The organism is Streptomyces sp. NPDC091272, from assembly GCF_044757485.1.
Taxonomy (GTDB): domain Bacteria; phylum Actinomycetota; class Actinomycetes; order Streptomycetales; family Streptomycetaceae; genus Streptomyces.
Genome location: NZ_JBIVVC010000005.1, coordinates 47,278 through 67,565 on the forward strand (window position 1 = coordinate 47,278; position 20,288 = coordinate 67,565).

At 72.9% G+C, this 20,288-nt stretch carries 19 protein-coding genes; 8 read left to right on the plus strand and 11 right to left on the minus strand.

All coding sequences use genetic code 11. The annotated features are described in order from the left end of the window. Position 1: 1 nt before the first annotated feature. Positions 2-634, plus strand: a complete 633-nt coding sequence (locus tag ACIQM4_RS15840; protein ID WP_401592322.1) for a response regulator — start codon at positions 2-4, stop codon at positions 632-634. A 45-nt stretch (positions 635-679) separates the two neighbouring features. On the opposite strand, the gene ACIQM4_RS15845 is transcribed toward ACIQM4_RS15840, so the two are convergent. The 4 genes from ACIQM4_RS15845 to ACIQM4_RS15860 all read right to left on the minus strand — a co-directional run bounded on the left by ACIQM4_RS15845 (position 680) and on the right by ACIQM4_RS15860 (position 6,571). Continuing rightward, a complete protein-coding gene (locus tag ACIQM4_RS15845) occupies positions 680-2,251 on the minus strand; it encodes an MFS transporter (RefSeq protein WP_401591542.1) in 1,572 nt (523 codons plus the stop codon). Between the two features lie 71 nt (positions 2,252-2,322). Beyond that, positions 2,323-3,513: a lipid-transfer protein gene (locus ACIQM4_RS15850; protein WP_401591544.1), complete on the minus strand. Its 1,191-nt coding sequence runs from the start codon at positions 3,511-3,513 to the stop codon at positions 2,323-2,325. Between the two features lie 2 nt (positions 3,514-3,515). Then, positions 3,516-5,681, minus strand: a complete 2,166-nt coding sequence (locus ACIQM4_RS15855; RefSeq protein WP_401591546.1) for an acyl-CoA dehydrogenase — start codon at positions 5,679-5,681, stop codon at positions 3,516-3,518. Positions 5,682-5,767: 86 nt separating this feature from the next. Further along, on the minus strand, positions 5,768-6,571 hold the full coding sequence (locus ACIQM4_RS15860) for a hypothetical protein (protein ID WP_401591548.1): 804 nt from the start codon (positions 6,569-6,571) through the stop codon (positions 5,768-5,770). 303 nt (positions 6,572-6,874) lie between these two features. Here ACIQM4_RS15860 and ACIQM4_RS15865 point away from each other — a divergent pair, with 303 nt between their 5' ends. The 4 genes from ACIQM4_RS15865 (at position 6,875) to ACIQM4_RS15880 (ending at position 10,824) form a co-directional block, all read left to right on the plus strand. Next, entirely contained in the window at positions 6,875-7,531 is a 657-nt protein-coding gene (locus ACIQM4_RS15865; protein ID WP_401591550.1) for a class I SAM-dependent methyltransferase, read from the plus strand. 22 nt (positions 7,532-7,553) lie between these two features. Continuing rightward, a complete protein-coding gene (locus ACIQM4_RS15870) occupies positions 7,554-8,555 on the plus strand; it encodes an N-acetylmuramoyl-L-alanine amidase (RefSeq protein ID WP_401591552.1) in 1,002 nt (333 codons plus the stop codon). A 210-nt stretch (positions 8,556-8,765) separates the two neighbouring features. After that, positions 8,766-9,641, plus strand: a complete 876-nt coding sequence (locus ACIQM4_RS15875; RefSeq protein WP_401591554.1) for a hypothetical protein — start codon at positions 8,766-8,768, stop codon at positions 9,639-9,641. A 178-nt stretch (positions 9,642-9,819) separates the two neighbouring features. Then, positions 9,820-10,824 carry an LLM class F420-dependent oxidoreductase gene (locus tag ACIQM4_RS15880; protein ID WP_401591556.1) on the plus strand — a complete coding sequence of 335 codons (1,005 nt, stop codon included), beginning with the start codon at positions 9,820-9,822 and terminating at the stop codon, positions 10,822-10,824. A gap of 298 nt (positions 10,825-11,122) precedes the next feature. Here the strand turns inward: ACIQM4_RS15880 and ACIQM4_RS15885 are convergent, their stop codons facing one another. Further along, entirely contained in the window at positions 11,123-11,641 is a 519-nt protein-coding gene (locus ACIQM4_RS15885; RefSeq protein ID WP_401592324.1) for a hypothetical protein, read from the minus strand. Between the two features lie 230 nt (positions 11,642-11,871). Here ACIQM4_RS15885 and ACIQM4_RS15890 point away from each other — a divergent pair, with 230 nt between their 5' ends. Continuing rightward, positions 11,872-12,162: a hypothetical protein gene (locus tag ACIQM4_RS15890; protein ID WP_401591558.1), complete on the plus strand. Its 291-nt coding sequence runs from the start codon at positions 11,872-11,874 to the stop codon at positions 12,160-12,162. A 128-nt stretch (positions 12,163-12,290) separates the two neighbouring features. Here ACIQM4_RS15890 and ACIQM4_RS15895 read toward each other — a convergent pair whose 3' ends face one another. From ACIQM4_RS15895 to ACIQM4_RS15905, 3 genes are all read right to left on the minus strand, one after another. After that, on the minus strand, positions 12,291-13,364 hold the full coding sequence (locus tag ACIQM4_RS15895; protein ID WP_401591560.1) for a prenyltransferase: 1,074 nt from the start codon (positions 13,362-13,364) through the stop codon (positions 12,291-12,293). Then, positions 13,361-14,104, minus strand: coding sequence for a class I SAM-dependent methyltransferase (locus tag ACIQM4_RS15900; protein ID WP_401591562.1), 744 nt, complete (start codon positions 14,102-14,104; stop codon positions 13,361-13,363). The genes ACIQM4_RS15895 and ACIQM4_RS15900 overlap by 4 nt, the downstream gene beginning before the upstream one ends. 99 nt (positions 14,105-14,203) lie before the next feature. Beyond that, positions 14,204-15,535 carry a glycosyltransferase family 4 protein gene (locus ACIQM4_RS15905; RefSeq protein ID WP_401591564.1) on the minus strand — a complete coding sequence of 444 codons (1,332 nt, stop codon included), beginning with the start codon at positions 15,533-15,535 and terminating at the stop codon, positions 14,204-14,206. Between the two features lie 231 nt (positions 15,536-15,766). Here ACIQM4_RS15905 and ACIQM4_RS15910 point away from each other — a divergent pair, with 231 nt between their 5' ends. Continuing rightward, entirely contained in the window at positions 15,767-16,435 is a 669-nt protein-coding gene (locus tag ACIQM4_RS15910) for a TetR family transcriptional regulator (protein ID WP_401591566.1), read from the plus strand. A gap of 84 nt (positions 16,436-16,519) precedes the next feature. Here the strand turns inward: ACIQM4_RS15910 and ACIQM4_RS15915 are convergent, their stop codons facing one another. The 3 genes from ACIQM4_RS15915 to ACIQM4_RS15925 all read right to left on the minus strand — a co-directional run bounded on the left by ACIQM4_RS15915 (position 16,520) and on the right by ACIQM4_RS15925 (position 18,953). Continuing rightward, the gene (locus ACIQM4_RS15915; RefSeq protein WP_401591568.1) at positions 16,520-16,753 is read right to left on the minus strand and encodes a ferredoxin; all 234 of its coding nucleotides are present in this window, start codon (positions 16,751-16,753) and stop codon (positions 16,520-16,522) included. Beyond that, entirely contained in the window at positions 16,753-18,222 is a 1,470-nt protein-coding gene (locus tag ACIQM4_RS15920) for an aldehyde dehydrogenase (RefSeq protein ID WP_401591570.1), read from the minus strand. The genes ACIQM4_RS15915 and ACIQM4_RS15920 overlap by 1 nt, the downstream gene beginning before the upstream one ends. A gap of 80 nt (positions 18,223-18,302) precedes the next feature. After that, positions 18,303-18,953, minus strand: a complete 651-nt coding sequence (locus ACIQM4_RS15925) for a hypothetical protein (RefSeq protein ID WP_401591572.1) — start codon at positions 18,951-18,953, stop codon at positions 18,303-18,305. Positions 18,954-19,135: 182 nt separating this feature from the next. Here ACIQM4_RS15925 and ACIQM4_RS15930 point away from each other — a divergent pair, with 182 nt between their 5' ends. Next, positions 19,136-20,281 (plus strand): MBL fold metallo-hydrolase, encoded by a 1,146-nt coding sequence (locus tag ACIQM4_RS15930; protein ID WP_401591574.1) that lies wholly within the window; start codon positions 19,136-19,138, stop codon positions 20,279-20,281. The last annotated feature ends 7 nt before the right edge of the window (positions 20,282-20,288 follow it).

Below are 20,288 nucleotides of genomic sequence, written 5' to 3' on the forward strand. Positions count from 1 at the left end.
GATCCCCGCGCACCACCGCCCCGCCAAGTCGATCCGTGTGCTGCTCGCCGAGGACCAGGGAATGATGCGCGGCGCGCTCGCCCTGCTGCTCGGTCTGGAGGCGGACATCGAGGTCGTCGCGCAGGTCGGCGCGGGCGACAGGATCGTGGCGGCGGCCCTGGAGTCCCGGCCCGACATCGCCCTCCTGGACATCGAGCTGCCCGGCATGAGCGGTCTGGACGCCGCCGTCCTGCTGCGTGAGGAGGTGCCCGACTGCCGGGTGCTGATCCTCACCACGTTCGGCAGGCCCGGTTATCTGCGCCGGGCGATGGAGGCGGGCGCGGCCGGGTTCCTGGTGAAGGACGGCCCGGTGGAGGAACTGGCGCAGGCGATCCGCCGGGTGCTGAGGGGAGAGGTCGTGATCGATCCGGCGCTCGCGGCGGCGGCGCTCAGCTCGGGGCCGAGCCCGCTCACCGCGCGCGAGCGCGACGCGCTCAACGCCGCCGTGGACGGCGCGACGGTCGCCGACATCGCGGCGAAGCTGCACCTCTCGGAGTCGACGGTACGCAACTACCTGTCGTCGGCCATCGGCAAGACCGGCACCCGTAACCGGATGGAGGCGGTGCGCTCGGCCCGGCAGCAGGGCTGGCTGTGAGCACGACCTGCCCGGCAGCAGGGCCGGCGGTGAGCACGCCCGCACTCACCCTCCGGCCCTGGCCGTGCTCGCCGCCTCCTCCTCCGCGGCCTCGGCCGCGGTCGCGGTCGGCCCCGTCGGGCCCCCGGCGGCCCGCCTCGGCCCCCGCGGCAGCCACAGCAGCGTCAGGACCACGCCCAGGAGCAGCACCCCGGTCCCGGTCCGGAACGCCAGCGCGTACCCGGCGGTGAGCGCCTCCGGGCTCGCCGCGCCACCGGTACGGGAGGCCGCGACCGTGGACAGGACGGCGAGGCCCAGCGCACCGCCCATGGTCCGCGAGGTGTTGATCAGCCCGGACACCAGGCCCGCGTCGCCGGGCGCCGCGCCCGACGTGGCGAGGGAGGCGAGCGGGGTGGAGGCCAGGCCCGCCCCGAGCATCATCAGGATCCCGGGGCCGAGGATGGCGGTGGCGTACGAGCCGTCCGCGGTCATCGTGGACTGCCAGCCGAAGCCGGTGGCCGCGACGAGGGTGCCGAGGGCGGCCAGGTTGCGCGCGCCGACCCGGGGCATCAGGCGCGGCGCCAGCTTGGACCCGGTGACGATGGCCAGCGAGCTCGGTACGAGGGCGAGGCCCGCCCCCAGCGGGGTGTAACCGAGCACATTCTGCGCGTACAGCGTCATGAAGAACCACATGCAGAACATCGCCGAGCCGTTGACGAACATCGCCGCGTTCGCCGCCGACACCGACCGCACCCGGAACAGCTTCAGCGGCATCAGCGGTTGCTTCGCGCGCGCCTCGACCAGCAGGAAGAGGCCGATCAGCAGCAGTCCGCCGGCCAGCGGGACGAGGGTCGCCGCGGCCGTCCACCCCTGGGCCTCGGTCTGCACGATGCCGTACGCGAGGGTGGCGAGTCCCGCGGTGGCCAGGACGGCGCCCGGCAGGTCGAGCCGGCGGCCCGCCCGCGCATGGCTCTCGGTGAGCCAGAAGTACGCCCCGACCAGGACCAGCGCCCCGATCGGCACGTTGATCAGCAGCACCCAGCGCCAGGACAGGGTGTCGGTGAGCAGGCCGCCGACGAAGCCGCCCGCCGCGCCGCCGCCGGCGCCGACGGCGGACCAGGTGCCGATCGCCCGCGCCCGCGCCGCGCCCTCCGGCACGGCGGACGTGAGGATGGTGAGTGTCGCCGGCGCCAGCACCGCCGCGCCCAGCCCCTGCGCGGCGCGGGCCGCGAGCAACTGCCACCCCTCCTGCGCCAGTCCGCCGGCCAGCGAGGCGGCCGTGAAGAGGCCGAGGCCCACCAGGAACGTCAGCTTCCGCCCGAAGATGTCGGAGGCCCGCCCGCCGAGCAGCATGAATCCCGCGAAGGCGATGGAGTAGAGGTTCACCACCCACTGGAGCCCGCCCGCCGTCATGCCGAGGTCGGCGCGCATGGAGGGCAGGGCGACGTTCACGACGGAGACGTCGAGCACGACGAGGAACTGCCCGGCGCACGCGGCGAGGATCACCAGCCAGGTGCGGGAGGGGCGGGGCCGCGCCTCGGGTATCAAGGGGTCTGCGGGGTCTGCTGGGTCTGCGGGACCTGCGGGCTCTGCGGGCTCGGCGGAATCTGCGGGGTCCGCGGGTACGGGAAAGGCCATGTCCGTCATGGTCGCAGGTACCCGGTGGCCCGTACATCCACGTTTCGGCGCACGGGCCCCCGCCCGGGGTCCTAGGACTTCCGCAGCAGGGTCACCACCGCCGCGCCGCCGAGCCCGATGTTGTGGGCGAGCCCCACCCGTGCGCCGGGCACCTGCCTCTCGCCCGCCGTCCCGCGCAGCTGCCAGGTCAGCTCGGCGGCCTGGGCGAGTCCGGTCGCGCCCAGCGGGTGGCCCTTGGAGATCAGCCCGCCGGACGGATTGACCACCCAGCGCCCCCCGTACGTCGTGCCGCCGCTCTCGACGAGCTTGCCGGACTCCCCTTCGGGGCACATGCCCAGTGCTTCGTAGGTCAGCAGCTCGTTTACCGAGAAGCAGTCGTGCAGCTCGATCACGTCCACGTCCTCGATGCCCAGCCCGGCCGCGCCGTACGCCTGCCTGGCCGCCTCGCGCGACATGGGTTTGCCGACGACGTCGATGCAGGAGCCGGAGGCGAAGGACTCCTCGGTGTCGGTGGTCATGGCCTGCCCGGCGATCTCGACCGCCTTCTCGCGCAGGCCGTGTTCGGCCACGAACCGCTCCGAGACGACGACCGCCGCCGCGGCGCCGTCGGACGTGGGCGAGCACTGGAGCTTCGTGAGCGGCCGGTGGATGGTCTTGGCGGCGAGTATCTCGTCGACGGTGTACGGATCCTGGAACTGGGCGTACGGGTTGTGCACGGAGTGCCGGTGGTTCTTCGCGCCCACCGCCGCGAGCTGCGCCGGCGTCGTGCCGTACCGCTCCATGTGCTCCCGGGCGGCGTTGCCGAAGATCTGGGCGGTGGGCGGGGTCATCTCGAAGCCGTGCTTCGCGGCCATGACGCCGTAGTGCCGTGCGACGGGCGAGGCCGCGAAGTCGCCGCCGTCGGCCCCGCCGCCCAGCGCGCCGCGTTTCATCTTCTCGAAGCCGAGTGCCAGCACGCAGTCGGCGACGCCGCCCTCGACGAACTGCCGCGCCATCATCAGGGCCGTCGACCCCGTCGCGCAGTTGTTGTTGACGTTGTAGACGGGGACGCCGGTCAGCCCGAGTTCGTAGACCGCCCGTTGGCCGGCCGTGGAGGACTGGAAGCAGTAGCCGACCGGGACCTGCTGGACGTGTCCGTAGTCGATCCCCGCGTCCGCGAGGGCCGCCGTGCCCGCCTCCTTGGCCATGTCCCAGTACTGCCACTCCCGCGACTCGGGCTTCTCGAACTTCGTCATCCCGACGCCGACGATGTACGCCTTCATGCTCACTCCCCTTGTTGGTCGCGCGGCAGGCCGAGGATGCGCTCGGCGACGACGTTGAGCTGGACCTGGGTGGTACCGCCCGCGATGGTCAGACACCGCGACATCAGGAAGCCGTGCACGGCGCGCTCTCCGGGCCCCTCCGCCAACGCACCTTCCGGACCCAGGAGTTCGAGTGCCAGCTCGGCGACCTTCTGCTGGTGCGGGGTCTGTACGAGTTTCCTGACGCTCGCCCCCGCGCCCGCCTCCAGGCCGTCCACCTGCTGGAGGGTGGTCCGCAGCCCGATGCAGGCGAGGGCGTGCGCCTCGGCGGCCAGCGCGCCGATCCGCACCCTGGTGGCGCCGTCGAGGCCGTCGCACCGCCCGATCAGTGCTTCGAGGCCCGTGTCGAAGGCGACCTGGTCGGCCATGTGGACGCGCTCGTTGCCGAGGGTGTTGCGGGCCACCTTCCACCCGCCCGTCTCCGCCCCCACCAGGGCGTCGGCCGGCAGCACCGCGTCGTCGAAGTACACCTCGTTGAACAGGGACTCCCCGGTGATCTCCTTCAGCGGCCGGATGTCGATGCCGGGGGTGTTCTTCATGTCGACGACGAAGTAGCCGAGCCCCTGGTGCTTACTGGGGGCGTTCGGGTCGGTCCTGGCGAGCAGGATGCCGTAGTCGGCCCACTGGGCGGCCGACGTCCACACCTTCTGCCCGTTGATCCGCCAGCCACCGTCCTCGGTGCGTTCGGCGCGGGTGCGCAGCGACGCGAGGTCCGAGCCGGCCTCCGGTTCGCTGAACAGCTGGCACCAGAGCAACTCACCTCGCAGAGTGGGCGGTACGAACCTCTCCTTCTGCGCGTCCGAGCCGTAGGCGATGAGCGAGGGCACCACCCAGGTGGCGATGCCGAGCCCGCTCAGGGTGACTCCCGAGGCACCCAACTCCCGTTGCACGGCCAGCTGTCGCACCGGTCCCGCGCCGATTCCGTACGGCTCGGGGAGGTGCGGGGCCGCGTACCCGGCGGGGGCGAGCAGCCGCCGGGCCGCCCCTGGGTCGAGCCCCCGCGCGCCTTCGATCACCTCGCGGGCCTGGGCGCGGTAGGCGTCCGCCTCCGCCGGAAGCTCCATCCGCAGCTCCCGCCGCGTCCCCGCCCCGGCCAGGCGCACCGCCCGCAGCCGGTGGCCGTCCCCCGCCCCCAGCAGCTGCCGTGCCACCAGCGCCCGGCGCAGATACAGGTGGGCGTCGTGCTCCCAGGTGAACCCGATGCCGCCGAGGATCTGGATGCAGTCCTTGGCACACGAGTAGGCGGCGTCCAGGGCGGTGCCCGCGGCGAGTGCGGCCGTCAGCCCGCGCACGTCCGCCGGTTCGTCGACGGCCCCGGCCGCGTCCCACACCAGGGCCCGCGCCTGCTCGACCCGGACCAGCATGTCGGCGCACAGGTGCTTGACCGCCTGGAACCGGCCGATGACGCGTCCGAACTGTTCGCGCACCTTGGCGTACGAGGTGGCGGTGTCGAGCGCCCAGGCCGCGGTGCCGCAGGCCTCGGCCGCGTACAGCACGCCCGCCAGGTCACTCACCAGGGCGCTGCTCAGGGCGAGTTCGCGTTCCGCGGGCACGAGCACGCCCTCGGCGCGCACCTCGGCGGTCGGCCGGGTGGGGTCGGCGCAGGCCTGGACCCGTATCGCCAGGTCACCGGCGTCCACCACGAGCCATATGGTCCCCTGCGGTGCCTCTGCGGCCAGCAGTACGAGGTCTGCCGCCGGGCCCGCGCCCAGCACCGGTGGGGCGACGCCGTCGAGACGGTACCCGTCCGCTCCCGCGGTGGCGGTCAGCGTGCCGGGGCCGGTGGCGACGGCGGCGACGGGACGGCCGGCCGCGAGCCCGGGATGCCCGCCGCGCTGGAGGAGCGCGGCGGCGAGCACGCTCGGCAGGAACGGCCCCGGGAGCGCGCCCCTCCCGGTCTCCTCCAGTACCACCGCGAGGTCGAGCACGCTCCCCCCGCCACCGGGCAGGTGCACGTCGAGCAGCCCCATCCCGGCGGCCCCCTCCCAGTAGGCGGGCCGCCCACCGCCTCCTCCGTCCGTCTCGCCGTCGAGGAGCTTGCGCACGTCCTGCGGCGGCGCCACCCGCGCCACCCAGCCACGCACCGCTTCGGCCAACTCGTGGTGCTCACGCGTGATTCCGATGCCCATGGTCGGGCAGAGTAGAACACGTTCCATTCTGACGGAAGGTCAGGAGACGCGCGGACCTGACGACAGGTCACATGGGTCCGCGAACCTCAACTCCCGCTCACCGGTAGCACTTTCATCGCAGCGTCCCGGTTGGGCACCGACCGGCCGGTGTACGAGTCGAGCAGGAGGCGCTCTCCCAGGGCGCGCTCCAGCCGCACCGTCGTCTCTCGCAGCCCGGCCCGCTTGGTGCAGAGCCCCCCACTTCCCCGCTCCCCCAGAGAGACGGTCAGCACCACGGTGCCGCCCGTCTCCAGCACGTCCACCGCGAGCCCGCCGCCGCAGTCACCGCGAAAGGCACCCACGGTCACCGACCGCCCGTCCGCGGCGACCCGGCTCAGGTGCTCCAGCGGCCCGCCGGGCACGCCCCGGGCCTCCCCCACCGGCGAGGAGGGCGGCTCGGACGCGACGAGGGCGGCCCGCCTCAACGGGGTGTCGTAGCCGTCCAGGGTGAACAGCCAGGCCGGTACCACCGCGGGCCCGCCGCTGGTGGCCAGGGTCATGTCCCCGAGCCGCACCCCGGTCACCGTCAGCCGCGACCCCTTCCCGGCCCGGCCGCCCGACAGCGCCTCGTACGCCGCGCCCGCGCCCTGCACCGGCCGGGTGAGCTGCCGCTGCCCGGCCGCCCACACCGCCCGGCCGTACCCGGGCGGGGCGGCGGGCAAGGCCGCCCGCAGGACGAAGTTGCGTTCCCGGTAGGCCTGCTCGTCGGCCCGCCCCCGCCACCCGCCCCGCGGCGGCTGCACCACGTCACCCATCGGGTGATACCCCGCCCGCCACGCCGCGGCCGCACGCGACGCGTCCCATGCCTGGGCCACCAGCCGCGCCCGCTCCGCCACCTCCGCCGGGTCCACCCGCCCTCCTGCCCCGCCTCCCGCACCACCGCACCCGGCAAGGCCACCCGCACCGAGAACCGCGAGCACCAGCACAGCGACCCGACCGGTGACACGTACTGCTCCGACACGCATGCGAACTCCCGAGGTCCGGCGAAGAGGGCGAGGGCACCCTTGTGACGCGGCGACGGCCGGAAGGGTTTCGCGGGCCCCCGCACGACTCCCCCGCGCCCCCGTACGGCACCATGACCAGCCCAGGCGCGGCGTCCGTCGTGTCCCTGTCCTTGTGGTCCCTGTGCGCCCCGCAACCGGAAGAGACGCTTCATGACATCCCCCGCCCTCGCGCCCAGCGCCGCCGTCCTCGCCGCCTTCGAGGGGGCCAAGGGCTTCATGCCGGTCCATGAGGGGCTGGCCCTGTACGCGGCCGCGGCCGGGGTCGCGAAGGAGCTTCGGCTGCCGTTGCTGGAGGTGGGGACGTACTGCGGGCGCTCCACGCTGCTGCTCGCCGACGCCGCGCGTGCGGCGGGGGTGACGGCCGTGACCGTCGACCACCACCGTGGCAGCGAGGAGCAGCAGCCGGGGTGGGAGTACCACGACGAGAGCGTGGTGGACCCGGAGCTGGGGGTCATGGACACCTTGCCGACCTTCCGGCGGACGCTGCACCGCGCCGGGCTTGAGGAGCACGTGCTCGCCCTCGTCGGGCGCTCGCCGCAGGCGGCCCGGGTCTGGGGCAGCCCGCTCGGGCTGGTCTTCGTCGACGGCGGGCACACCGACGAGCACGCGAACGGCGACTACGAGGGGTGGGCCCCGCACGTCGCCCCCGGTGGGCTGCTCGTCGTGCACGACGTGTTCCCCGACCCGGCCGACGGCGGCCAGGCCCCGTACCGCGTGTATCTCCGGGCCCTCGCGTCCGGCGCGTTCACCGAGGTCTCGGTGACCGACTCGCTGCGCGTCCTGCGGCGTACCGGCTCGGGGATCTGAGCCGCGCGCATAGCATCGCCCTGTGTCGTACGACGGTCGTTACCCCCACGAAGATCCGCCCGAGCCCGAGTCGGGACAGCGCCCGCGCCGCGGTCGCGGCAACGCCCTGATCGTGGCCGCCGCCCTGGTGCCCACCTGCCTTGCGGGCTGGCTCGTCTGGCAGGCGATGAGCGGCCCCGGCGGCGGCGACGAGCCGCCGAAGGTGCTGCCGCTGCCGAGCGCGTCGGCCACGGGCGGCCCGGGGCCGTCCGCCGGCCGGGACGCCAGACCCGGCGCGCCCGCGACCCAGGGCGGCGGCTCCCTGAGCGCGTCCCCCACCGCGCCCGCAGGTCAAAGGCCCCCGGCCGGCGGGCCCCTCTCCGGCCGTACGGTCGTCGTCGACCCCGGCCACAATCCCGGCAATTTCCACCACACCCGCGAAATCAATCGCCAGGTGAACATCGGCACGAACAGCAAAGAATGCGACACCACGGGTACGGCGAGCAATGCCGGTTACACCGAGGCGGAATTCACACTGGATGTGTCGCGCCGGCTGAAAGCCCTTCTCGAAAAGCAGGGCGCAAGCGTCAAATTCACCCAGAACGCCGACCGCCCGTACGGTCCGTGCGTCGACGAACGGGCCCGCATCGGGAACGAAGCGAGGGCCGACGCCGTCCTCTCCGTCCACGCCGACGGCTCGTCCGCCGGTCATCGCGGCTTCCACGTCATCCTGCCCGCACGGGTGAACTCCGGCGCTGCCGACACCTCGTCGATCGTCGGCCCCTCGCGCGAGCTCGGCACCCGGATCGTCGGCAACTTCGTACGGGCGACGGGCGACGCCCCCGCCAACTACCTGGGCGAGAGGACCGGGTTGGTGGTGCGCAGCGACCTCGGCGGGCTCAACCTCTCCACCGTGCCGAAGGTGTTCATCGAGTGCGGAAACATGCGGGACCCCCAGGACATCGCCCTGCTGAGCGATCCCTCCTGGCGGCAGAGGGCGGCCCAGGGCATGGCCGACGGCATCAGCGGCTTTCTGAGGGGGTAGGACTGCCGGGCGGTCCACGGCGCGGGCGGCCAAGGCTTGTCACCGACCGGCAACGATGGGGGCGCCCCAGCGATCGGACGATACATTCATCCGTACGATGGGGAGCCACCCCCGAGCTTCGCACCGAGTTCTCGCGTGAACCGCGCACACCGGCGCAGCGACAACCGCCCCGAAGAAGCCCTGAAGAAGACGACTGACAAAGGACTTTAAGTGAACATCCGCTCCCTCACACGAGGTGATGGCGTGGTGATCGGAGCAGCGGTGGTGCTGTTCATCGCCTCGTTCCTCAGCCTGAACGCAGCTCCCGACTGCTCTGGCATCGACGCGCGTTTCTGCCCCCGCGTGTCCGTCAACGCCTGGGACTCCCTCGGGCTCCTGATGAGCGTGTACCTCGCGGGGGTCATCGCCGCGGTGCTCATCGTCGTGGCGCGCGGCCTCCCCGCGCAGCGCAAGGTGGCGGGCATCGAGCTCGGGCAGTTCGGCGTGGCCCTGGCGGTCTTCGCGGCCTGGACGGCGTTCTGGACGATCATCGACGCGGGCAGCTCCGGCGCCGGTCTGATCCTCGGCCTGATCGCCGCGCTGGTCCTCGCGGCAGGCGCGGTCGCCTCCCCGCTGGTCCCGGCCCTCAAGGCCCCGCTGATGGGCGCCCCGAAGCCGGCCGTCGCCAACCACCCCTACGGCGCCCAGCCGGGTGCCGGTTACGGTTACCCGGGCGGCCAGCAGCAGTCGTACGGCGGCCAGCCGGCGCCGGGCGGCTACGGCTACCCGGCCGGAGCCACCCAGGACCCGCACGCGGCCCAGGCGGCGCAGACGGGCGCGGCCCAGGCCGCTCCGGACGCCGGCCGGCCCGCGCAGGGCGAGCAGGCCCCGGCCGGCGCGGACGCGTCGGGTTTCGCACCGTTCTGGTTCGCGGTTCCGGTCGCGCGCCCGCTCTACCCGGAGGACGGCGCGCCGACCCCGATCGCCGAACTCGCCCCCGGCACCTGGTACTTGGCGGTGGACCAGCGTGGTCCCGGCCTGGTGGCCCAGACCCAGGACGGCCGTCGCGGTCTGCTCCAGGACACCACGGGGATCCAGCGCGGCTGACCGCGCCCGCCTCGTCTCCCCCCGCGCACCGGCTGCGCGCCCCGGCCCCCACCTCACTTGCGAGGCGGGGGCCGTTGCCTTGTCCCGGCCGCTTCCCGGCCCGTACGCTGTGTCGAGCTGACGATCCGTCAGCTACTCCGTGGGCTCACGCGGAGTCGCGTGAACGGGAGGCGGTGCCATGCGGCTTGGACTCGCGCTGGGTTACTGGGGGCGCGGCCCCGATCCGAACGCCCTCGCGCTCGTACAGGAGGCGGAGCGGCTCGGTTACGACTCGGTGTGGACGTCCGAGGCCTGGGGTTCCGACGCCTTCACCCCGTTGACCTGGTACGCGGCCCACACCAGCCGGATCAGGCTGGGTACCGCGATCGTCCAGATGGCGGCCCGCACCCCGACCGCGACGGCCATGCACGCGCTCACCCTGGACCACCTCTCCGGCGGCCGGATGCTGCTGGGCCTCGGACTGTCCGGACCGCAGGTGGTGGAGGGCTGGTACGGACGGCCGTTCCCGCGCAGCCCGCTGACCGCGACCCGGGAGTACGTGGACGTGGTGCGCCAAGTCCTGAGGCGTCAGGCCCCCGTTGAGCTGGACGGACGCTTCCACCCGCACCCGTACCGGGGCGAGGACGGTACCGGCATCGGCAAACCGCTGAAGCCGATCACCCATCCGCTCCGGGCGGACCTGCCCGTCCTGCTCGGCGCGGAGGGGCCGAAGAACATCGCGCAGACCACCCGCATCGCGGACGGCTGGCTGCCGCTCTACTGGTCACCGATGCGCCCGGACGTCTACCAACTCCCCGAACTAACACCCGACTTCATGGTCGCCCCGATGGTCCGCGCGCACGTCTGTGAGGACATCGCCGAGGGCCTGCTCCCGGTCAAAGCGATGCTCGGCTTCTACATCGGCGGGATGGGGCACGCCGCGAAGAACTTCCACGCGGACCTGATGGCCCGGATGGGGTACGAGGAGGAGGCCCGTCGCATCCAGGACCTGTTCCTGGCCGGACGCAAGGAGGAGGCGGTACTGGCAGTGCCGGACGCGTTCGCCGACGAGATCTCCCTGGTCGGCCCGCGCGGGCGGATCGCCGAGCGGCTGGAGCTGTGGCGCAAGGGCCCGGTGACCGACCTGCTGGTCACGGCCCCGGACCCGGTCACCTTGCGGGTGCTGGCCGAACTCAACCGCTGACCGGGCGGGGGGGCCGGTGTCCGGCGACCCACGACCCGCGCCGACGGGACGGCCGGACGGCCGGACGGCGACCGATGTCCGGCGACCCGCGCCGACGGGACGGCGGCCGATGTCCGGCGACCGGCGGCCTGCGACGGCGATCGGCGACCGGCGGAACGAACCCATGGCGGAGACCCGCGAGCAGCCCGCGCAGGGTGACGGCCGGACGGGGGCAGCCCCCCGTCCGGCCGAACACCGCGCCACGGCTCGACCGCCGCGGCTCGACCCTTCGCGGGCTCGCCCGCCGAAGCGCCGCGGCTCAGCCCTTCGCGAGCTGTCCCGCCGACGGCACCTTGTCCGTGACCTCCGCGCCCGCGCTCTTGCCCGCGCTCTTCACACCGTTGACGGCCTTCTCGAAGAGGCCGACCTCACCGGCGCCCGCGGTACCGGCGGCCAGCTTGGTGCCGAGGCCCTTCAGCGACTCGATGCCGTTGGTCATCGGGCCGACCGCCTTGGAGAGCAGCGGGTCACCCTTGGCGTTGTTGACCGCCGCCTTCAGCCTGTTGTACGTGAACGCACCCGCGAGACCCGCCTTGACGAGGGCGAACTTCCGGCCGTCCGCGCCCTTCTTGAACTTGCCCGCCTTGAAGGGCTTCACGACCCACTGGTAGGCCGCTCCTGCGGCCAGCCCCGCGTTGGCGACGAACCGGGTCTTGGCGAGCCGCTGCTTCTCGGCCTGGGGGGAGGACGAGGCGTTCGGACTGGCCATGGAGGACGCGTTCGCCGCCTGGCTCGACTTCGTGTCCTTGTCGTCGTCGTTGCAGGCCGCGAGCGGCATCAGCAGCGCGCAGGTCAGCGGCACCGCGACGAACGCACGGCGGGTCGGGGTGGTGAAGTGGAGGGCGGTACGGGACACAGTGGGCCTCCCGGGGCCTGGGCTTGAGGACAGTGACGGCGCTGCGGCAGCGAGGACAGCACTTCCCCGCAGCGTCACCCGGGCCTCGAACACCCACCACCGGAGCAGGGCCATCCGGGTTTGACGACCGTCAATTCGGCAACATGTTCGGCATGTCCACACGCACGCGCACCGGAAATCCAGCCGCGACCCTGATCGCTGTCGTCGCGGACATCGCAGCCCTGATCCTCGGTCTGTGGATCCTGTTCTACCTACTGGACGCCAACCAGGGGAACGCGCTGGTCGGCTTCGTGAAGGACGCCGCGCACTTCCTGGCGGGCTGGTCCTACGACCTGTTCACCTTCGACGAGGAGTGGGCGCGCGTGGTGGCGGGCTACGGCCTGCCGGCCGTGGTCTACCTGTTCGTGGGCCATGCGATCGCCAGTGGGGTACGCCGCCGCTGACGGACCGGACGCGGGGCACGCTGCGCGCATGACATCGCGCCCCGCGCCCGAGGTCGCGGTCCACGTACGACGTCACGCCCCGCGCACGGCCTCGTGAGCGCGCCCCGCCCCCGTGCGGTGTCCGTCGGTCAGCAGCAGTCCGGGTCCAGGCCCAGCGGCAGCCGCTCACCGCTGAACACCGCGCAGGTGGCCTCCTCGCCGCCGAGCGCGGCCACCGCGAGGAGCAGCGAGCCCGCGGTCCAGGTGGTGAGCTCCTGCGGCCACAGCGCCTTGTCCTCGAAGACGTAACCGGTCCAGTAGAGACCGCTGCCGTCGTCGGCGCGCAGGTGCTGGACGGACTGGAGGATCTCCAGGGCCCGGTCGGACTCCCCCATCACCCAGAGCGCCAGGGCGAGTTCGCAGCTCTCGCCGCCCGTCACCCACGGGTTGGGCAGTACGCAGCGCACTCCGAGGCCGGGTACCACGAAGGCGTCCCAGCGGGCCTCGATGCGCTCCTTGGCCGCGGGGCCGGTGAGGGCGCCGGCCAGGATCGGGTAGTACCAGTCCATCGAGTAGTGGTTCTTGTCGAGGAACCGCTCGGGGTGGCGCCGGATCGCGTGCCGCAGCGAGCCGACCGCCAGCTCCCAGTCGGGCTGCGGCTCCTCGCGCTGCTCGGCGATGGCCAGGGCGCAGCGCAGCGCCTGGTGGATGGACGAACTCCCGGTGAGCAGCGCGTCGTTGACCGGCGTCCCGTCCTCCTCGCGCTTCCAGCCGATCTGTCCGCCGCTCTGCTGGAGCCCCAGGACGAACTCGACGGCCGCGAACACGGCGGGCCACATCCGGTCGACGAAGGCGTCGTCGCCGGTGGCCAGGTAGTGGTGCCAGACGCCGACCGCTATGTACGCGCAGAAGTTGCTCTCGCGGGAGCGGTCGGTGGGGCGCTCGTGCGCGCCGTCGTCGTAGGCGGCGTACCAGGAACCGTCCGGGTTCTGGTGGCGCACCAGCCATTCGTAGGCGCGGGCCGCCGCCTCGTGCTCGCCCGCGGCGTCGAGCGCCATCGCCGCCTCGGTGTGGTCCCACGGGTCGAGGTGGTGGCCCCTGAACCACGGGATCGCACCGTCCGGGCGCTGCTGGGCGAGTATCCCGGCGACGGTCTCGGCGGCCTGATCGGCCGTCAGCACACCGGGCAGGACGAGGTGTTCGGTGTAACCGGGGCTGGTCACTTGGTGTCCGTGACCGCGGCGGCCGGCAGGTGCGGCTTCGTGGCGTACGCGACGAAGCTCTTGCCGACGACCGGGTTGAGCGCCTGCTCGGCGAGCCTGGTGAGCAGCGGCTTCTTCATGATGTCCCAGACCAGGAGCTTGTGGTACGCCTTCACCGGCAGCGCCTTGTCGTTGTCGACGCCGAAGGCGCACTTGAGCCACCAGTACGGCGAGTGCAGCGCGTGCGCGTGGTGCGTGCCGTACGGCCTCAGGCCCGCCCCGCGCATCTTCGCGAGCAGCTCGTCCGCCTTGTAGATGCGGATGTGGCCGCCCTCGACCTCGTGGTACGCGTCGGAGAGCGTCCAGCAGACCTTCTCGGGCCCGTACCGGGGCACGGTCACCGCGATGCGCCCGCCGGGCCTCAGCACCCGCACCATCTCCGCCAGCACTCCCTTGTCGTCGGGGATGTGCTCCATGACCTCGGAGATGATCACGACGTCGAACGAGGCGTCGGGGAAGGGCAGGTTGAGCGCGTCGCCCTCCATGGCGGTCGCGGTGGCCCCCTCGGGCGCCTCCCCGGCCTCCTTCATGGCCGCGAACCACTTGGCGACCTCGCGGATCTCCTCGGCGTTCTGGTCGAGGGCGACCACCTGGGCGCCACGCCGGTAACACTCGAAGGCGTGCCGCCCTGCGCCGCAGCCCAGGTCGAGGACGCGGTCGCCCGGGGCGAGCGGGAAGCGGGAGAAGTCCACGGTCAGCACGGGGGCTCAGCTTTCATCCGGCGGTGGGGTCGTCGTTGGGGGTGGTGCGGTCTGATCGGTCACTGGGGAGGAATTGTTGCGGCAAGTGCCTTGCGGCGCCTAGGACTTGACGGCGGGCGGCTGGGCCGCGATCGCCTCGCGGTAGCGCTCGGCGGTACCGATCGCCGCCTGCTTCCAGGTGAACCTCTCCAGCACCCGGGCCCGTCCGGCCGCCCCCAGCCGGGTGCGCAGCGCCGGGTCCCCCAGCAGCCGCGACAGCTGTCCCGCGAGGGCGTCCGCGTCGCCGGGCGGCACCGCGAGGCAGGTCTCGCCGTCGGGGCCCGCGACCTCGGGGATCGCGCCGCCCGTCGTGGCGACGAGCGGTGTGCCGGTGGCCATGGCCTCGGCAGCCGGCAGCGAGAAGCCCTCGTACAGGGACGGCACGCAGGCGACCTGTGCGCCCCGCACCAGGTCGACCAGCTCGCTGTCGCTGATGCCCTTGACGAACTCGACGGCGTGCGCGAGCCCGTACCGCTCGATGGCCTGGGCGACGGGGCCGTCCTCGGCCCGCCTGCCGACGACCACCAGGTGTGCGTCGGGCCGCTCGGAGCGCAGCTTGGCGAGCGCCTCGACGAGGTGCACCAGGCCCTTCAGCGGGACGTCGGCGCTGGAGGTGGTGACGATGCGGCCCGGCACCTCGGGCACGGCCGCGTCCGGCGACCAGAGCTGTGTGTCGGCGCCGATGTGCACGACGTGCACCCGGTCGCGGCGTACGCCGAGGTGCTGGACGATCTCCGCCTGCGAGGAGCCGGAGACGGTGAGCACGGCAGGCAGCCGGCGGGCGACCCGCTTCTGCATACGGGTGAATCCGTACCAGCGCCGTACCGAGAGCCGCTTCACCGGGGTGGGGGCGGCGTCCAGGTCGAGCAGCCGGTCGACGGTGATGGGGTGGTGGATGGTCGTCACCAGGGGGGCGCCGAGGTCGCCGAGCAGTCCGTACCCGAGCGTCTGGTTGTCGTGGATGACGTCGAAGTCCCCGCGGCGCGCGAGGAGATGGCGCTTGGCCCGCAGCGAGAAGGTCAGCGGTTCGGGGAATCCGCCGGTGCGCATCGTGGCGTACTCGACGACGTCGATCCAGTCCCGGTACTCGTGCCGCGCGGGGTTACGGAAGGGGTCGGGGCTCCGGTACAGGTCGAGGCTGGGCAGCTCGGTGAGCGGCACGCCCTCGTCGAGCACGGGGTACGGCTGGGCCCCCAGCACCTCCACGTCGTGCCCGAGCCGGGCGAGCTCCCGCGAGAGGTGGCGGACGTACACGCCCTGCCCGCCGCAGAACGGATTCCCCTTGTACGAGAGGAGCGCGATGCGCAGCGGGCGGTCCCCGGCGCCGTCGGCGGCGGTGGCTTTCGTGGCGTCCCCCGCCAGGGGACCCGCCTGTACGGCCTCAGCGGTCACTCTCGGCCCCCTTCTTGACGCACGTCCGCCGGAGCGTAGCCGCTGGCGCTAATCTAGAACAAGTTCCAGTGTTGATCGAACACGGAGCTTTGAATCTACCGGCATGATGCGGCGGCGTAAGGTCCGGATCAGGTGATTCGCGCCACGGCGGCACGGACCGCCCCGGAACGGACCCGCAGCGGTCGCAGGGACTCGCTCGAACTCGGCACGGACACGGGGGCACGGGGTCAGATGAAAGCGGAAGCCAGAACGGCCGGCGGCGGGGCGTCCGGCGCCCTCGTCCCCACCACGCCACCCCTGACCGAGCGTCAGGAGGCACGCAGGCGGCGCATTCTGCACGCCAGCGCCCAGCTCGCGAGCCGTGGCGGCTTCGACGCCGTACAGATGCGCGAGGTGGCGGAGGCCGCCGAGGTGGCGCTGGGCACCCTCTACCGCTACTTCCCCTCCAAGGTGCATCTGCTGGTCGCCACCATGCAGGACCAGCTGAGCCACATGCACCTCACCCTGCGCAAGCGTCCCCCGGCCGCCACGGGCTCCTCGGAGCGGGTGGCCGAAACCCTCATGCGCGCCTTCCGCGCACTCCAGCGCGAGCCGAACCTCGCGGACGCCATGGTCCGCGCCCTGACCTTCGCCGACCGCTCGGTCAGCCCGGAGGTCGACACCGTCTCCCGGCAGACCACGGCGATCATCCTGGACGCGATGGGCCTGGACACGGACACCCGCCGCCCCACCCCGGAGCAGCTCTCGGCCGTCCGCGTCATCGAACACACCTGGCACTCGGCCCTGATCACCTGGCTGTCGGGCCGCGCCTCCATCGCCCAGGTGAAGATCGACATCGAGACGGTCTGCCGCCTGATCGACCTGACGGCGGAGCGGGACCGGCCCGCGGAGAAGGGCTGAAAACCCGCGCCCGTTCTCCGCGCGCGGGCCCCGGCCGCTCACCTGACCGCGGCCGCTCACCCGACCGCCGCCGGTCGGCCCCGGTCAGTCCTCCGGCGGGAAGACCGTCTCCCCCGTGTCGCGCAGGGTGATCGTGATCGCCTCGACCGGGCAGCTCTCCGCCGCGGCGAGCACGTCCTCGTTGGCGTCGCGGTCGGGTCCGGTGGGATGGGACTGGCGTGCGGTGTCCAGGCGGAACGCGCCGGGGGCCGTGTTGACGCACATGCCGGAGCCGATGCAGACGCCGCGGTCCACCTCCACGTGCCAGCGGTCGCCCATCAGGAGGCCCCCGGACCCTCGTGACCCGCCGGGAGGTGGATCATCTTGTGCTCCAGGTACTCGCCGTAGCCCTCGGGTCCGAACTCGCGGCCCAGGCCGGAGTTCTTGTAGCCGCCGAACGGGCCCATCATGTCCATGCTGAAGGTGTTGACCGAGTAGGTGCCGGTGCGCACCGAGCGGGCGACCTCGATGCCGCGTTCCACGTCCGCCGTCCAGACGCTGCCGCTGAGGCCGTACTCGGAGTCGTTGGCGATGCGGACCGCGTCCGGCTCGTCGTCGTACGGGAGCAGGCAGATCACCGGGCCGAAGATCTCCTCGCGGGCGATGCGCATCGAGTTGTCGACGTCGCCGAAGAGGGTGGGCTCGACGAACCAGCCGGTCTGCTGGGAGGCAGGCCGGCCGCCGCCCGCGAGGATCTTGGCGCCCTCCTCCTGGCCGATGCGGATGTAGTCGAGCGAGCGCTGCTGCTGGCGCCTGGCGACGAGCGGGCCGACCTCGGTGGCCGGGTCCATGGGGTCGCCCACCTTGAGCGCGTTCGCCGCGGCGGCGAAGGCCTCCGCGAACTCGTCGTAGCGCGAGCGGGGGGCCAGGATGCGGGTCTGGGCCACGCAGGCCTGGCCGTTGAGCATCCAGGAGAAGGGGACCAGTCCCGCGACGGTCGTCTCCAGGTCGGCGTCCTGGAGGATGACGGCGGCCGACTTGCCGCCCAGTTCCAGGGTGACGCGGGTGAGGTTGCGGGAGGCGACCTCCATGACGCGCTTGCCGGCGGCGACCGAGCCGGTGAAGGAGACCTTGTCGACGTCCGGGTGGCCGACCAGGTACTCACTGACCTCGCGCTCGGCCGGGATGATCGAGAGCACCCCCTCCGGGAGCCCCGCCTCCGCGCAGATCTCGCCGAGGAGGTAGGAGTCGAGCGGGGTCTCGGGCGAGACCTTCAGGACGACGGTGCAGCCGGCGAGCAGCGCGGGGGCGAGCTTGGCCGCCGCGGTGAACTGCGGGACGTTCCACGGGACGACCGCCGCGACGACGCCTACCGGCTCGCGCCTGATCAGGAGGTTGCCCAGGACCCCGGTACGGCTGGTCTCGAACGGGACCTCCTGCGCCACCTTGATCGCCGCGTCCCAGACCATCATCGCGGCGAGCGCCTGCATCATCACGCTCGCGGTGTACGGGGTGCCGTTCTCGGAGGTGATGACCCGGGCCAGTTCCTCGTGCCGTACGGCGATCGCGTCCTTGATGCGGGTGACGACGGCGACCCGCTCGTCCAGCGGCATCCGGGGCCAGGCCCCGGTGTCGAAGGCACGGCGGGCCGCCGCGACCGCCCGGTCCACGTCGGCCTCGTTCGCGTGCGGGACGCGCCCGATGACCTGCTCGGTGTGCGGGGAGACGACCTCGATGAAGTCCTGGCCCAGGGGGTCGGCCAAGGCGCCGCCCACATATAGCTGCTGGTGCTCCACAAGCTCGGTCATGGCTGCTGCCTCCCGCAAGTCCGGTCGCGCCCGGTCGTACTGACGTCTCGTCAGCTCGCTCCCTCGAACTGATACCAGTTCTAGTTCGTACGGGGAAGGGGCGTGACGCGGGCGCCGCGCAGGAGCGGGGCGAGGGCGATCAGGAAGCAGAGGCCGCCCAGCGCGAGGAAGTTGAGGTTCAGGGTCATCAGAACCGTACCGAGGACCAGTGCGCCCACCATGAGCAGCTTGGTGCGCGGCGGCAGGGAGGTGAGCGCCGCCAGGGCGATCGCGCCCAGGAAGAAGAGCGGCGGCACCAGGCCGTAGACGACCGGCTCCACCCCGGGCACCGCCTTGACCTGCTGGAAGATCTCGACCATCTCGGGGCGGTCGGCCGCCATGAAGCCGGCCGTCAGGTCGATCACCGCCTGTACGGCGGTGGCCACGAGCCCCACCAGGCCCACCGCCAGGGCTGCCCCGGCCGGGACGCGCCTGGATGCGGGGGCGGCCCGGCGCAGGTGCAGCAGTACCGGAACGAAGAGCACGAGCCCGGCCAGCATGGCCAGATGGCCCGCGGTCCAGCCGGCGCTCGGCACGCCCCGCTCGCTGAGGAGGCGGATGACCCCGTACGCGACGAGGGCGAGGGGCCCGGCGACGAAGGCGGTGCGGGTGAGGCGGCCGGGGGCCCCGGCGGGGGCGGCGGGGGCGGCGGGGGCGGTGCGGACGGGGGCTGTGTACGTCGTGTTCGTCATGCCCCGATCCTGTCCGTGTACAGCCACCCGGACCATCGGGGAGAACCACGGGATGCCCCCGACAACACCCCTGAGACGACTGGGGGTTGGCAGGGCTTCCGTCCCCGACCCGCAATGGAACCGGTTCTAGTTATAGTGACCGCGAGGCAAGTCCCGCACCACTGAGGACAGTTGGGAGAGCCATGAGGCGGAGCACAGCCGGGGCGCAGGGCACGGGCCGGGCCGACGGGGCGGACCGTACGGGCACGGAGGCCGAAGCCGCACCGGGGGTGCTCGACCACGGCGGCGGCGTCTGGAGCATCAAGGTCCCCATCCCCGACAACCCGCTGGGCCACACCCTCGTACACCTGCTGGACACCGACAGCGGCCCGGTCCTCATCGACACCGGCTGGGACGACCCCGCCTCCTGGGACACCCTCACCGCCGGACTCGCCTCCCTGGACGTACGGGTCGAGTCCATCCACGGCGTACTGATCACCCACCACCACCCCGACCACCACGGCCTCTCCGGCCAGGTCCGTGCGGCGTCCGGGGCGTGGATCGCGATGCACGCCGCCGACACGGACGTCGTCCGGCGCACCCGCAGCGCCGAGCCCGGTGTCTGGCTCGACTACCTGAGCGCCAAGCTGGCCGCCGCCGGAGCCCCCGACGACCATCTCGCGCCGCTCGTCGCGGCCCGCGAATCCGGCCGGACGCGCACGCTCCCCGGGCTGAGCGCGGCGCTGCCCGACCGCGAGATCGTCGCCGGCGAGCTGCTGCCACTGGCCGGGCGCAAACTCCGCGCGGTGTGGACCCCCGGCCACACCCCGGGCCATGTGTGCCTGCACCTGGAGGAGCGGCACCCCCGCAACCTCCCGGGCCACGGCCGGCTCTTCTCCGGCGACCACCTCCTGCCCGGCATCACCCCGCACATCGGCCTGTACGAGGACCCCGACACCGCGGCCCCCGACGGCCCCGCCCATGGTGCTTCCGGCGGCGGGGACCCGCTGGGCGACTACCTGGCCTCGCTGGAGCGCGTCGCACAGCTCGGCGTGGCCGAGGTCCTCCCCGCCCACCAGCACGCCTTCACCACCCCGCGCGAGCGCGTCGAGGAACTGATCGCCCACCACGAGGAGCGCCTGACCGGCCTGCGCGCCCTGCTCGCCACCCCGCTCACCCCCTGGCAGCTCGCCCGGCGCATGGAGTGGAACAGGCCCTGGGAGCAGATCCCGTACGGCTCACGGAACATCGCCGTCTCGGAGGCCGAGGCCCATCTGCGCCGCCTGGTGAAGCTGGGCCACGCGCAGGCGGTACCCGGCAGCGACCCGGTGACGTACACGGCGTGCTGAGCGCGGC